Origin of the sequence: Okeania sp. SIO3B5 (assembly GCF_010692555.1) — a bacterium.
Lineage (GTDB): Bacteria > Cyanobacteriota > Cyanobacteriia > Cyanobacteriales > Microcoleaceae > Okeania.
Genome location: NZ_JAAHHG010000071.1, coordinates 17,249 through 31,069, shown reverse-complemented (window position 1 = coordinate 31,069; position 13,821 = coordinate 17,249). Strand labels below are relative to the sequence as shown.

The 13,821-nt window shown below is 37.0% G+C and carries 15 protein-coding genes and 1 pseudogene; 14 read left to right on the top strand and 2 right to left on the bottom strand.

Annotated features, from left to right (window positions below; translation table 11 throughout):
• Positions 1–74 precede the first annotated feature (74 nt).
• From F6K54_RS12640 to F6K54_RS12620, 7 genes are all read left to right on the top strand, one after another.
• On the top strand, positions 75–1,157 hold the full coding sequence (locus F6K54_RS12640; RefSeq protein ID WP_293077965.1) for a condensation domain-containing protein: 1,083 nt from the start codon (positions 75–77) through the stop codon (positions 1,155–1,157).
• A gap of 38 nt (positions 1,158–1,195) precedes the next feature.
• Positions 1,196–1,567 carry an SDR family oxidoreductase gene (locus tag F6K54_RS42895; protein WP_366558121.1) on the top strand — a complete coding sequence of 124 codons (372 nt, stop codon included), beginning with the start codon at positions 1,196–1,198 and terminating at the stop codon, positions 1,565–1,567.
• The gene (locus tag F6K54_RS42890) at positions 1,486–1,821 is read left to right on the top strand and encodes an SDR family oxidoreductase (protein ID WP_366558119.1); all 336 of its coding nucleotides are present in this window, start codon (positions 1,486–1,488) and stop codon (positions 1,819–1,821) included. Before F6K54_RS42895 ends, F6K54_RS42890 begins: the two co-directional genes overlap by 82 nt.
• Positions 1,718–2,083 (top strand): hypothetical protein, encoded by a 366-nt coding sequence (locus tag F6K54_RS12635; protein ID WP_293077963.1) that lies wholly within the window; start codon positions 1,718–1,720, stop codon positions 2,081–2,083. The genes F6K54_RS42890 and F6K54_RS12635 overlap by 104 nt, the downstream gene beginning before the upstream one ends.
• Before the next feature lie 488 nt (positions 2,084–2,571).
• Positions 2,572–3,063, top strand: coding sequence for a hypothetical protein (locus F6K54_RS12630; RefSeq protein WP_293077961.1), 492 nt, complete (start codon positions 2,572–2,574; stop codon positions 3,061–3,063).
• A gap of 147 nt (positions 3,064–3,210) precedes the next feature.
• Positions 3,211–4,191, top strand: a complete 981-nt coding sequence (locus tag F6K54_RS12625) for a glycosyltransferase family 9 protein (RefSeq protein WP_293077960.1) — start codon at positions 3,211–3,213, stop codon at positions 4,189–4,191.
• Positions 4,192–4,326: 135 nt separating this feature from the next.
• Positions 4,327–4,998, top strand: a complete 672-nt coding sequence (locus F6K54_RS12620; protein ID WP_293077958.1) for a DJ-1/PfpI family protein — start codon at positions 4,327–4,329, stop codon at positions 4,996–4,998.
• A 779-nt stretch (positions 4,999–5,777) separates the two neighbouring features.
• Here the strand turns inward: F6K54_RS12620 and F6K54_RS12615 are convergent.
• Positions 5,778–7,166 (bottom strand): DNA phosphorothioation system restriction enzyme, encoded by a 1,389-nt coding sequence (locus tag F6K54_RS12615; RefSeq protein ID WP_293077956.1) that lies wholly within the window; start codon positions 7,164–7,166, stop codon positions 5,778–5,780.
• 707 nt (positions 7,167–7,873) lie between these two features.
• Here F6K54_RS12615 and F6K54_RS42885 point away from each other — a divergent pair.
• The 7 genes and pseudogenes from F6K54_RS42885 to F6K54_RS12590 form a co-directional block, all read left to right on the top strand.
• Positions 7,874–8,344, top strand: coding sequence for an Rpn family recombination-promoting nuclease/putative transposase (locus F6K54_RS42885; RefSeq protein ID WP_366558118.1), 471 nt, complete (start codon positions 7,874–7,876; stop codon positions 8,342–8,344).
• Between the two features lie 39 nt (positions 8,345–8,383).
• Positions 8,384–8,515 (top strand): hypothetical protein, encoded by a 132-nt coding sequence (locus tag F6K54_RS42880; protein WP_366558117.1) that lies wholly within the window; start codon positions 8,384–8,386, stop codon positions 8,513–8,515.
• Positions 8,516–8,545: 30 nt separating this feature from the next.
• Complete coding sequence (locus tag F6K54_RS42875) at positions 8,546–8,785, top strand: DUF4351 domain-containing protein (protein ID WP_366558116.1); 240 nt, start codon at positions 8,546–8,548, stop codon at positions 8,783–8,785.
• Between the two features lie 198 nt (positions 8,786–8,983).
• Positions 8,984–9,154, top strand: coding sequence for a hypothetical protein (locus F6K54_RS12605; protein ID WP_293077954.1), 171 nt, complete (start codon positions 8,984–8,986; stop codon positions 9,152–9,154).
• Between the two features lie 432 nt (positions 9,155–9,586).
• Positions 9,587–10,444, top strand: a complete 858-nt coding sequence (locus tag F6K54_RS12600) for a sugar kinase (RefSeq protein WP_293077952.1) — start codon at positions 9,587–9,589, stop codon at positions 10,442–10,444.
• A gap of 226 nt (positions 10,445–10,670) precedes the next feature.
• Positions 10,671–11,615 carry a hypothetical protein gene (locus F6K54_RS12595; protein ID WP_293077951.1) on the top strand — a complete coding sequence of 315 codons (945 nt, stop codon included), beginning with the start codon at positions 10,671–10,673 and terminating at the stop codon, positions 11,613–11,615.
• Between the two features lie 252 nt (positions 11,616–11,867).
• Positions 11,868–12,341 (top strand): annotated as a pseudogene (locus F6K54_RS12590) (Uma2 family endonuclease); the annotation flags it as partial.
• A 488-nt stretch (positions 12,342–12,829) separates the two neighbouring features.
• Here the strand turns inward: F6K54_RS12590 and F6K54_RS12585 are convergent.
• Positions 12,830–13,720 carry a GlcNAc-transferase family protein gene (locus F6K54_RS12585; protein WP_293077949.1) on the bottom strand — a complete coding sequence of 297 codons (891 nt, stop codon included), beginning with the start codon at positions 13,718–13,720 and terminating at the stop codon, positions 12,830–12,832.
• Positions 13,721–13,821 lie beyond the last annotated feature (101 nt).

The window sequence follows — 13,821 nt, the reverse complement described above, 5'->3', positions numbered from 1 at the left end:
AATCGCCAACAGTATCATAGTTGGCGGAGATTATTACCAAGAGCGAAGAAACGACAAAAGCAGATATTATTCCGGTGGTATCAGAAGGGCAACCCATAACCCTCTCCTTTGCCCAAAGTCGCCTTTGGTTTCTCAATCGGTTAGAAGAAGCGCCCAACGCCACCTATAATGTTAGCGTTGCCTTAGAAATAAGCGGGGATCTGGATGTAGCAGCCCTAGAGCGATCGCTGCAAGAAATTATTCGCCGTCATGCTATTCTGCGCACTCGCATTTCAATAGTTAACGGCATTCCTCACCAAACAATAGCGACTGTAAATAAATTTCAGTTAAAGCTGCAAACTTTAAAAAATCCCCCATTAGAACGCCAGCAGTTTCTCCAAGAACGAGCTACAGCAGAAGCCGAAACTCCCTTTGACCTCGAAAAAGACGAACCTATACGAGTTTCCCTCTGGCAATTGTCTCCAGAAAATTACGCCTTTTTCCTCACCCTGCACCACATTGTTTCGGATGGCTGGTCAATGGAACTCCTGTTTCAGGAACTCTCGACTCTCTATGCTGCCTTTGCCAACGGGCAAGCCTCTCCCCTTCCAGACTTGCCGATTCAGTACCCCGATTATGCAGTGTGGCAGCGTCAGTGGCTAACTGGAACTATTCTGGAAACAGAACTCAATTATTGGAAACAGCAGCTAGCAGGCATTTCCTCTCCTATCAACTTACCCACCGATCGCCCCCGTCCACCAGTACAGACCTTTCGAGGGGGACGGGTTCCTTTTCAACTGAATGCCTCGCTCTCCCAAGGGTTGCGAACTTTTGCGCAGGCAAACCAAAGCACTTTGTTTATGACTTTGCTGGCGGCTTTTGCGGTGCTGCTATCGCGCTATAGTTCTCAGGACGATATTCCTATCGGTGTTCCCGTTGCCAACCGCAATCATCAGACGGAATCTCTCATCGGTTTCTTTGTAAATACTTTGGTGCTGCGAACTCCCATGGAAGGCAATCCCAGTTTCCAAGATTTGCTCGTTCGGGTGCGACAGGTGGCTCTGGATGCTTACAGCCATCAGGAGCTTCCCTTTGAAAAAGTAGTAGAGGCCCTGGAACCGGAACGTTCCCCCAGTTACAGTCCCCTGTTTCATGGGAAAAACTTAAGGACAAGTTAAAAAAATCTAGTTTATGGAATGAAGATTTTAGCTCTCGAATCATCCCCATTATCGCAGATTTGGGAACCAGTGGTTTTGGAATCTCAGCAAGTCAGTACGATAATTTATGCCAAGAAATTGATGTTATTTATCATGTTGGAGTTAAAGTTCATCATCTCCTGTCCTATTCCCTGTTAAAAAATGCAAATGTTTTGGGAACCCAAGAAGTATTAAGAATGGCTAGTCTGGCTAAAATTAAACCGGTTCATTACGTTTCGACTATTAGCCTGTTCTCTGCCCCCAAAGCGACAAACCGATTCTGGAGTCAGCGATTGCCAATCATCGTCATTTGCTTGCGGTTGGTTATGTTCAGACAAAGTGGGTGGCAGAGCAGTTGGTTTGGGAAGCTGCCAAGCGGGGTTTGCCGATAACGGTTTATCGACCTTCGAGGATTAGCGGTAACAGTAAAACTGGTGTTTCTAATTTCGACGATTTGCTGTCGCGGTTTATAAAAGGGTGCATTCAACTCAAACATTTTCCGACCTGGGAGGGTTTTGAGGAAAACCTGATTCCGGTAGATTATGCGAGTAAAGCGATTGTTTTTCTGTCTCAAAAAAGAGGATTCTTTCGGGAAGGCATTTCATTTAATCAATCCAGAATCAGTCCTCCTGGGGGATATCTTTAAGTGGGTGCGATCGCTAGGCTATGACTTAGAAGAAATTGACTATACCCATTGGCGCTCCCAATTGATTGAAGTTCCTGACAATCCTCTCTACCCTTATTTACCCAACTTCCCGGAGTCACTCTCCGGCACAAAAAACGCGGTCAAGTACGATCGCAGCAATGTAGTTGAAGGTTTAAAGGGAAGCGACATCGAATTAACGGAAGTGAATCGAGAATTATTTAAAACTTACTTATCATACTTTGAGGCAAGTAGGTTTCTGTAGAATCAAAAATTAATTTATTATCCTGCTACTATTACCGAATAATTAAGGTTTAAAGCCTCTCATTTACAGCAGTTTTTAAATAGGTAAACCACAGTTAAAAAGTTAGGTTGTAGGTGTTAGGTGTTAGGTGGTAAGCGAAACGAGGGCTGTGAATTCCACAATAGATGGCTGACTTTGTGGCCTACTCGAATGAAAAGCGCTGTAAAGGAGAAACAAGAAAAAATTTTCCTTTTATTCAATCCTCTTCCTTTTAGGGAGAGGAGCAAACCGAACGGGAGTCATTTATACAAAATTTAACCTATGGCTGGAAATATTTCGTGCAGCGACCTGGTCTTTTGGGACTGGTACTGTTGGTTGCGCTATGTAACTTTCTGATTGGAGCCACTCAGGTTCTGGATATCCCCTTAGTCCTTTCTTTTGCATCGGTGACAACCCTTGGGATTGTTGTGTCCTGCGCCAATGCTGGTATGGTTATTGGGGGATTAATTATGACAATTTGGGGCGGCTGGCAGAATCAAATGACAACTGTTTTTATCAGTATGTTGGCGATTGGGCTGTCTGTACTCTTTGCAGGTCTTCGCCCCTCAGCTATTCTTCTCGCTTGTGCTAATTTTTCTCTGCTACTAGCTATTCCTATAGTTAATAGTGCTATTCAAGCTATTTACCAGCGCAAGGTAGCTCCGGAAGTCCAAGGGCGCGTTTTTGCCTTTCGGAAATCAGTAGCTTTGGCGACGCTTCCTCTGTCTTATCTTGTTGCAGGACCGCTAGCCGATCGCATCTTTGAACCTTTGATGACTCAAGATAGTGTTGTTGTCAGGAGTATTGGTTGGGCGATCGGTACTGGCCCTGGTCGTGGTATTGGCTTACTCTTCATTTGCATGGGGGCTTTGACTATTTTAATGACATCCGTAGCTTACTTTTTTCCCCGTTTACGATATTTGGAATATGAATTACCTGATGCTATTCCTGACGGGGAGTAACAAGCAAAAATGATTTATATATTATCCTATAGCAAACCCAAAATCATTATGCAATTTCCGTAGGGGGCAAGCCCTACAGGTTCTTACCAAATGATTTAGACGTGCTATACTGACCAGATTAGTAAAGATTAGTAATAGCTTAAGTCAATGGAAAATACCCAATGCCCTACTGAAGAACCCCGTAGATTTCTGGAAACAGAACCTTATCTATACTCCAAACACTATGCTGCCAAGTATGGCTGCGATCTGGCTATCCCCAGTTGGTTGGCTCTCGGCAGTTTGGTTTGTTACACTCGCTTAGTTGAAGAATTTGCTTTACAAAAAGGAAGTCCGGTCAAAATCCTCTGCGCTTCTGACATTACCAAGAACCTTAATGATCCAGACGACCCAGGAGAGGATTGGAATACTATCATTTGGGAAAACAATCCTTATGTTGAAGAAATGATTGATGCCAATCAGCTAGATCCAGCTATTATGGACGCCATTAATCCAGAGTTCGATAATTTCTGCCAATCCCGACATGAGATTACCAATCTCTGTGCTCCCTACAATCTTCGTCCTCGGCAGTTGCGCGGTTCTCTGTTTCTTTCCTTTGAGGAAATGCAGTGGGGATTGCGATCGCTCTCTCACCTCAAACGTCCAGTCATCTGTTTATGTCCCTATGGCAGATCTGCGAGTTCGTCAGAATCTCCCTGGTATCTAGATAAATGGTTACTTTTAATTGAAACCCTCAAAGAGCAAGTTAGTTTTTTCCAAATTGGCCACGAAAATTTCCAGCAGAAGCCCTTGTCCGTATTTAGTACCAAAACAACTGTTCGCCAGATGATGGCTTTGATCTGGGCTAGCGACATCTATATTGGCTTTGATACGGGACCATCTCACATTGCTACTGCTCTGGAGAAGCCGAGTATTGTGTTGTGGGATGCGGTGAGAAAAGCACCTTTAGAAGAACAAAAACAGGCAGGATTCAGTATTGCCCATATGCAACGCTGGGCTTATCCTCAAAACAAAAACTTGGTGATTTTAGGAGAAAAAAATCACGAGGTATTATCCGATTGCATTGAGTTTGTTTGGGATTTTTTGAATTCTTTTCAACGAACTCCATTTAAAGACTTATCGACGACGTAGTTGACTTCTTTTAAGGCAGTGAAAGTATTCGTAGGTATCGCTTTTACCTAAAGATTAAAATTTGTTTTTGATAGAAAACACTTTTATATTATTTCTCTATAATAATTAGGTCGTAAGATAAATAGGATTTTGATTATGAGCGAAACGATGGGCCAAAAATATACTGTAGGCATTCCATTATATGAGGGGGTAGGTTTACTAGATGTAATGGGTGCCCTGGAACCTTTTTCTCTTGTGGAAGACGTGAGCGACCACACAATGACCACTTACCTTATTGCCGAGAGCACTGAACTGGTGGAATTTGCCTCTGCGAACGTTCAGGTGAAACCACATAAAAGCTTTCAAGAAATAGATAAAGTAGATATCCTGTTCGTACCGGGAAGCGGACCTGAACCCACAGCAGCCGCTTTGAAGAACGATACTTTACTAGAGTACATCAAGACATTAAGCACAACATCAACCTGGATAACTTCGGTGTGTAGTGGATCGCTTTTACTGGCGAAATTAGGTTTACTTGATGGATTTGAGGCCACTACCCACTGGGAGTTTATGCCTTGTCTTAGGGAGTTTCCGGAAGTAAAGATACGAGATGGCTATCATCGTGTTGTCAGAGATGGTAACCGCATTACAGGAGGAGGTATTTCTTCGAGCATAGAAGAAGCCCTGGAAATCATTACCATTGTTACCTCGGAAGATGTAGCCAAGGGCGTTAGAGAAATACTTGAATATTATCCACAGATTTCTCAAGCTATACCTCCTACGCAGGACTACTGTAAGATAGATGATGAAACTCTTTTGTGCAAATAATGTACAGAGTAAAGGGTGAAAGTTTTGCTGTGCGGGCATCTTGCCCACGATTGGTGTATGTCATTTCAGTTATCAGTTATCAGTACCTCTGCCTGTTTGCGCAGCATTCCGCAGGAAAGTCGGAGGCTTGAAATATTGAACTTTATTTTCTCTTGGTCGATTGGATATGGCGCAGGTTTCCTCGCCATCCCACCCTACGAGAAGCTCCGAAGATCGACCGCTTTTTCATCCCCTTGAAAAGGCCAGACCTTATTTTTTAGTCATAACAACGGGAAGCATTTTCTTCTTACTTTTGACTTTTGACTTTTGATATCAAATCCGGTTAATTGCACATAAAAAAATTCTCCAATCGTCATAACTACACTTATCTTTGTAATTCTTTCTCCTCCTGACTCCTGAGGACTGAGGACTGACTCCTCCTGAGTTAACCATTCTATAACTGTTTAACCGGACTTGATATGACTTTTGACTTATATTTTTATGCTACGTTTTGTCGTGCGAAATGTAGGTTTAATCGGCAAGCCCTAAATAGGGTCTGCTGAAAAAATTGGTTGGTGGGGGTAAGACACGGAGACGCGGAGACGCGGAGACGCGGAGACGGGTCGATTTGTGGGGAACAGACAATGGTTTCGCCATTTTATGTCAAGAAATTTTCTTGAATTTCAGCAGAAAAATTCAGTAAATTGATGCCAATAAGAGCCAATAACTTAGGAGATAAATTGAATATAAAAAGCTCAATTATCTTAACTATCCTGACTTTTAGCTTTATTCAGCAAGCCCTAAATATCTAATAATCCATATCTTTTTTGAATACTTAATAATTTAACTCTAGCTTCTCCAGCATTGTCTGCTAAATCGGCAAATTCTAAGAACCTTTTTAACTCTTTTCTAAGTAAATTTCGTTCTACTTCTAAACTACTTCTACCCATATCTGGAGGCAGAACAATCATATCGAATAAAGTTGCCCTTTCCTTACTTGGATGAGGTCGTAAAATTCTGCCTCTTCTCTGGATAAATTGTCGTGGATTTTGACTACTTGCTAAAATAACTGCATTTTTAATTGCTGGTATATCTATCCCTTCATCTAAACATTTAATTGCTACTAAACCTTGCAATTCTCCACTTTCAAATTGTTGTCTTAATTTCTCTCTTTTTTTAATTGGAGTCTCAGCAGTATAGGTATTAACTCGATAACCTAATTCATAACCTAATATTCTTACCACCGCTTCCATTTGCCTTAAATTTGAAATATCTTCAGTTTCTACCGAACTATCCCCACAATAAAATAAAGTATGACTGGTTTTTAAACGGTTTTTCATTAATGTTTTTAATGCTGTTAATTTATTTGTTGCTGAAGCGATTAAACGGGAACGCTGAATTAATAAAGCTGTTAAATCTTCTTTTTCTATTTCTACATTTTCTTTTTCTGATAATAATAATGCCCAACCAATTTTGGAGGTTAATTTGGCATAAGCGCGACTTTCTGCTTCAGTCAATTCTACTAAAACTGGATAATAAAGATAACGAGCTAAAGCACCTTGTTTAATGGCATCAGCTAAAGTTAGTTCAGGCTGTAATACTTCACCAAAATAATCTAAAATTGCAGTAGTTCCTTGGTCATCAAAATATCTTTCTGGCGTGGCAGATAAAGCAAGTCTTAAACCAATATTTTTTGGTAAACTTTTCTCTAACTTGGGCGAACCTAGATGATGCGCTTCATCCCCAATAATCAGAGTTTTTTCAGGAAAATATTTAATCTGAGATTGGAGACTATCTGAAATAAAAGTAGAGTTTGTAGTAATAACAGTAATAAATTCTTCATAGCCAGAATGAATATTATAAAGTGTAGTAGAAAGTTGATTTTGCCAAGTATGTACATTCTCAAAAGCTAGAATTGGTTGAAGATTAAACTTTTCACATTCTCTTGCCCATTGAGTTACTAAATGACGGTAAGGACAAATCACAATTAATGCTTGTAAAGCAATTTTTTGATAAAGTTGAGTAGCGATCGCTAAGGCAGTTATTGTTTTTCCACTACCTGTTGCCATCTTCAAAATTCCCCTACCTCGATTTGTAAACCAATTATTAATAGCTTGCTCTTGATAGGGTCGTAATTTAAGATGAGATGGCATTCTAGGAATGCCTATATTTTCTACTAATATATTCATTTTTTTTAAGGAATAGGGAGTAGGGAGTAGGGAGTATTCATTAATTGATAATGGATAATGGATAATTGATAATTACCTCTGGTTAAAACCGCTCTTGATTGAATATCAGGAGATATTATTTTTTTTTCCCTTAAAAGGGGAGGGTTTAAACCAGAATTGTTTAATTATTAATTATTAATTATTAATTATTAATAATTCGGTAATTTGAGAAACAGTATGCCAACAAATATCATTATACCATTAGTTGTTAGCTATCAGCAATAATACCCTATGTTTAAGGATAGGTTTTAAGTGAATATAAACTTTATAGCTGACTTTTTGACTTTTATAGAACCCCTGATCGTATCTTTTAGCTCTCTCCAGAAAAGAGGGAGTAGGGAACCCACCCCTCGCCCCTCCCCCTCCGGTGGAGGGGAATAATTGATGATTTATCTACAATAATTGATTTGATTTTTGATGATTGGAAATGTCTTTCTCCGAAAAGATATATGCTTAAGTTAAGTAATAGGAGCGTACGCCTAAATTTTTAGAGATGCCACTCAGGGGTTCTATAGTAAAATTTTTCTAGCTCAATGAATAAAACTTTTATCACTCACTAAAAACTGACGGCTGAATGCTAAATATTTACAAATACAATATTTGCTAAACTTAACTAATGGTGAATTTGGATAAAAAATCCACAAATATAAAATTCAATAGAAATAATTATGAAATTTATTAATCCCAAAGTCGATTATGCCTTCAAAAAAATTTTTGGTTCCGACCAAAGTCAAGACATCTTAATTAGCTTTCTCAATGCCATAATTTATGGAGGCAAAAAAGTAATTCAATCTCTAACAATCCTGAACCCCTATAATCCTGGTCAATTAATAAGTTTAAAAGATACATATTTAGATATTAAAGCAGTTTTAGTAGACGGCTCAATTGTAGTTATTGAAATGCAAGTTGCCAGAATGTCAGGTTTCAAAAAACGAGTAGCTTACAACCTAGCTAAAGCTTATGCAAATCAGTTAGAAACAGGAGAAGATTATCTTCTGCTAAATCCAGCTATCGCCGTCACAATTACAGATTTTGTTCTGTTTGAAAAACCTAATAATTTTATCAATAAATTTGTGTTTAAGGAGGAGACGAAAAACTTTGAATGCCTCGACAAACAATTGCGATTAATTTTCGTATAATTACCAAAATTTAAGAAAGTTTTATCCGACTTAAATAGTTTGACTGATAAATGGATATATTTTCTCAAAGATGCGACAAAATTGGATAGTATCCCTGAAAATATCGGGGAAGTTTCTGAAATAGAAAAGGCTTTAAATATTGCTAATAGAATTAATCTAAGTAGAGAATAATTAGATATAGTTGAGCGTCGAGCAATAGCAATGCAAGATGAAAGAGGGCGGATAATGTATGCCGAAAAAAAAGGAGAAGAAAAAGGACGTTTAAAAGAAGCGATCGCTCTAATTATACGTTTACTAAAAAAGCGTTTTGGAGAAATTCCAGCCACAATAATTAATCAGATTGAAGATTTGGTTTTAGATGATTTGGAAAGTTTAAGGGAGGATATTTTAGATTTTAATAGTTTGGAGGATTTACAAATCTGGTTAGAGAAACGTTTTTAAGCATTCAGCATTCGGTTAAAGAAGCTTACTTCAAGCATTAAATTTATAATTTTTTCTCAATTTATCAATTGCTTTTACCGAATTATTAATTATTAATTATTAATTATTAAATAATTCGCGCCTTGAAGCCTCCCCTTTTAAGGGAAAAAAAAGCGGTCGTTTTGCTAGCGCAAAGCTCCGCTAACGGCTGTCGCCGACATGAAAAGCGCAGCTTCTCGTAGGGTGGGATGGCGAGGTCTCGGAGCCATATCCAATCAACCAAGAGAAGAAATAATATCTCCTTATATTCAATCAAGAGCGGTTTTAACCAGAGGTAATTATCAATTATCCATTATCAATTATCAATTAATGAACTCTTCTTCCAATTAATAGGCGATTGCTGAATGCTGGGGATTAATTATCAATGTCAATTATTCTTTTCTGTTCCCTATTCCCTCTTTTCTGTGGATAATTGATAATGAAAACTATCTCTAATTATGTAAGCATTCAGCCGTCAGCTATTAGCTATCAGCTATTAATTTTGGGTCTGGGTAAAAGCAACCTTTGAAATTTCAAAATAATAAAAAGTTACTGCTATGCGTCTCAGGATAAAACCTGAGAAGTAATTATTCATTACTAATTGCTGTTAACGTAGTTCCTCCGGAGGAGGCTAGCTGACTGCTGATAGCTGAATGCTTACCTAATTATCAATTAGACATTTAAAAGGAGAGACCTTAAACCTCTGGGGATTAATTATCAATTATCAATTATTCTTTCCTGTTCCCTGTTACCTATTCCCTATTCCCTATTCCCTATTTTATTATGACTAAAACCGGACTTTTTGTCGGATTAATTACCTTAGATTTAGTTTATCTAACAACAACTTATCCTGAAAAAAATCAAAAAGTTGTTGCTGCCGATTATACTATTACAGCAGGGGGACCTGCCACAAATGCTGCCGTAACATTTAGCTATTTTGATAATCAAACAATTCTTCTCTGTGGGTTAGGAAATCATCCGATAACTCACTTAATTAGAGCTGATTTAGAAAAGCATAATGTCACAATACAAGACTTAGATAAAAATCGTGACGAACCACCACCAGTTTCATCAATTATTACTACTCAAAATACAGGCGATCGCTCTGTAATTTCTATCAATGCTACTAAGTCTCAAATCTCTAAAGAATTGATTTATCCAGAAATTATTCATAATATTGATATTGTTTTAATCGATGGTCATCAAATGGCAGCTAGTTTAGAAGTTGCTCAACTTGCTAAGTCAAAAAATATTCCTATTGTTATAGATGGTGGTAGTTGGAAACCAGGATTTGAGGAAATTTTACCTTTTGTTGATTATGCTATTTGTTCTGCTAATTTTTATCCTCCTAACTGTGAGAGTCAAGAGGAAGTTTTTGCTTATTTAGCAAATCAAAATATTCCACATATTGCTATTACTCAAGGAGAAAAACCTATCATATATTTGAGTCAAGGTAAGTTTGGTAATGTGGAAGTTCCGAAAATTAATGCTGTTGATACTTTAGGTGCTGGTGATATTTTTCATGGAGCATTTTGTCACTATATTTTTCATGGAGAATTTACAGAAGTATTGGCAAATGCTGCGAATATTGCGGCTCATTCTTGTAAATATTTCGGAACTAGGCAGTGGGTAATCAGTTAACAGTTAACAGTTATCAGTTATCAGTTATTAGTTAATAGTTAATAGTTAGCAGCTATAGCGAATTTCATCTCAATCAGGTATGCTAATGTAGCACAGGCATCTTGCCTGTTATAGCCGTACCTCAAGGTTGATGAAATCTGCTGTAATTAAAATGGGAGTTCTTAATATTACAAATTCAGAAACTCAAATTAATCATTTTTATTTAAAAAAATAAGGAGATTATTCGATGAATAACTTAAACGAATATCTGACAGGAATTCAAGCACTATTAGAGAATAATGATTTTTGGCAAAAGGTTGCTATTGCTATTATCTCAGCCTTTTTAGTAGCGTTGTTTAATTATTTCTCATCGAAAAAGCAACGTCAAGACCAAGCAATGGAGCTTTCCTATACAATAAATACATTGAGTATTTTAGATTTCAAAAAAGATATAGATCAGAAAAATATTAGTATCCTTTATGGTGAAAATTGTCAGGTTGCAGATTTGTATATCATCTCTTGCGATATTGAAAATACTGGTAGAAAAGTAATTAAAAATCAAGAAATTACTTTTGAGCTTTTTTCTACAAGCGTTGGAATTTTAGAACAATTTTTCGAGCCACCTTTAAATGATAATTTAATGGGTATAGAGGAAATTGAGATAAAGGATAGTAAGCAAGATGAAGCAAAAAAAAGGTATTTGATAAGAGAAATTTTACCGAAACGTAAAGTAGGATTTCGATTTTTGTCGGGAAGAGAAACTCAGGAAAATGAAGTACCAAAATTGTTTTGCTCAATTCAAGATATTAGTGAAGTTAAATTTATTCCAAGAACATATAAAGGGGAGAGGGATGAAATTTCTAGAATTATAAATTTTGTCACCTTCTTGATTTTGTTTTTGACTCTTCCACAAATATTAGAATTAATTCCTTTTGCGGGTGACATTCTGGCTTTTTTAGCAAAATTAGTGATATTTGTAATTATCATTCGAGATATAGGTACTTTTTCTAAAAAAATTGCAGAGCTTCTAATACTACCTTTTCAAATCAGTAAAACTCAAAGAGCTAAGAACAACATAAATATACAAAGAGATTCAAGCATAGATAAATTAACTATGGAAGAAATAGAGGAATTACGTATACAAAAAGAGGTAAAAGCCCTACAATATGAATTGCGAAAAATGCAAAAATAATTTGATAATTTGATTTTGGTATTAATACTAAACTCTACTATCAATACAATTTCATATTCTTGATTCTTACTTTTTCATTGCCTAAAAAAATTGACAGAGTTCCTAAGCTATATCCTTACTTTACTTATTCTTCCTTCTTCCTTCTTCCTTCTTCCTTCTTCTTTCTTACTTATTCCTTCTTAAACTATGATAAATTCTACTCTCATCAATCAGAATATCTCCTTAGAATAATTCACAAAAAACCCTCCTGAAAAAATGGAATGGGTAGACGGCAAATTAATAGAAAAAAACGGCATCACATTAAGACATGGAAAAATTCAATTTAAGCTTGGTTGTTATTGGGATAACTATAAAAATGCCAGTCAACAAGGTGGAAAAGTTTATACAAATGTACCTTGTCGTACTAACAAACAAGGGCGATCGCCTGATGTTGCTTATCTGACTCCTGAATTAGTTTCAGAATATGGAAATTATCCTACTTTGCCTCAGAGTTTTCCTTTAAGTGCAGAAATTATTTCCCCTACAGATTTAGCTGAAAATGTCTTTTTAAAAGCTCAGGAATATTTAGAGTCTGGTGGTGAAGAAGTTTGGTTAGTTTTTCCTGAGAGTAAATGGATAATAATAGTTACTGAAAATCAAGGTTTAATGTTTACTTCTGTCCAGGTTGTTAATACTCAAAAAGTTTTAATAGGTTTTAGCGTGGCAGTAGATGATTTATTAGCTTGAGAATTAATTATATTTTTTTCTAATCTATATCAAAGGCAAAAATTTTCGCAAATGCCATTCCCTTTTACCGCAAAAAAATCTCTGCCATCTGCAGCAAAACCTTCTCCAGTCAGATTCCGAAATTTGGGAAAAATATTTAGGGTTTGTCTACTACTATTCTGACAACTTTCCTCTTTCCAACAAAGCAAAAAATTTTCATATTTGTAGTTAGCTAATTTCCTAAATTTTAACTTCTAACTTTTAACTTCTAACTTTTGACTTTTGACTTTTGACTTCTAAATTCTTCCTTCCCTAAATAAAACGGTAAGCATTCAATTATTAGCAGTCAGCTATCAGCAATGAGTAATGAGTAATGAGTAATGAATAATTACTTCTCAGGTTTAGAAAGGAGACTGTGCTAGTAACTTTTTATTCTTTCTCAATTTCAAAGGTTACTTTTACCTTCTCTAAAATGAATAGCTGATAGCTAATAGCTGACAGCTGAATGCTTACATAAAACGAATAAACCAACGTTCCTTAAAACTCACACCAGCTAACGCCTCATACTCTGCCAAACTTCTCACATTTCCTAACCCATAAATCCCAAAATCTTCCGTAGCAGTTTCCATGCCTAAAATCTGACGAAAACGAGATTCAGATATCTTATTTTGTACCCACCAATTTTGATGATCTTCCCAATGTACAACCCGCTTTTTACCAGTATTATAAAAATGCCAACAAACACTAAGATTAGGATGATAAATATCCCATCCCCTCGTCCAAGCTTTAGCAGCAAATAATACCTCTTCCCCAGTAAAATAAATCTCTGGATCGTAGGGTACTTCCTCAATAATTAACCCATCTGCAAAAATAAACCCAGCAGCAACAAAAGCTCCTAATTGTGGAATACTACATTTACTCAAATCGCCTATTGCTCTCAAACTTAAAATACCAGGATCTCCAAACTCCTTTGCCTCTAAGCGACTTGGCGTATCCCCAACCAATTCCCTGGGGGGTTTGTAAGCAGGAGGATAGGTACTCAAAAGAGGTTTTTCACTAGGACACATTTCCAGCATTTTAATCAATTCTATGTCCCAGCCAGGCAAAAATCTCATGTGGGCATCAATTTGTAGGGTATAACGTTCCTTTTGCCACAACTTTTGTACCAAAGACCTCGCCCAACCTACCCCACGAGCTTTAGAAGCAGGCACTGCAATAATACGACAATCTTTAATACCTTTAAGTTTGTTGATATAGTCCTTTTCCTCATCCGTACCATACTGCCAACAAATGCCAAAAGTAAGGCGTTCAGGATGAGTTGCATGGGCGATCGCTTCTTCTACTGTTGGGACTAATTCTAAATCACGATAAGCAACTATTTGAATAAAAATACTGTCCATAAAATCTGTTTATAGTCATTTTAATTACACTGTTTAACTAATTACTGCTTTAGATAGTGCAAATCAGAATAGTAGACTTATACTCAATCCAGTTATTATAA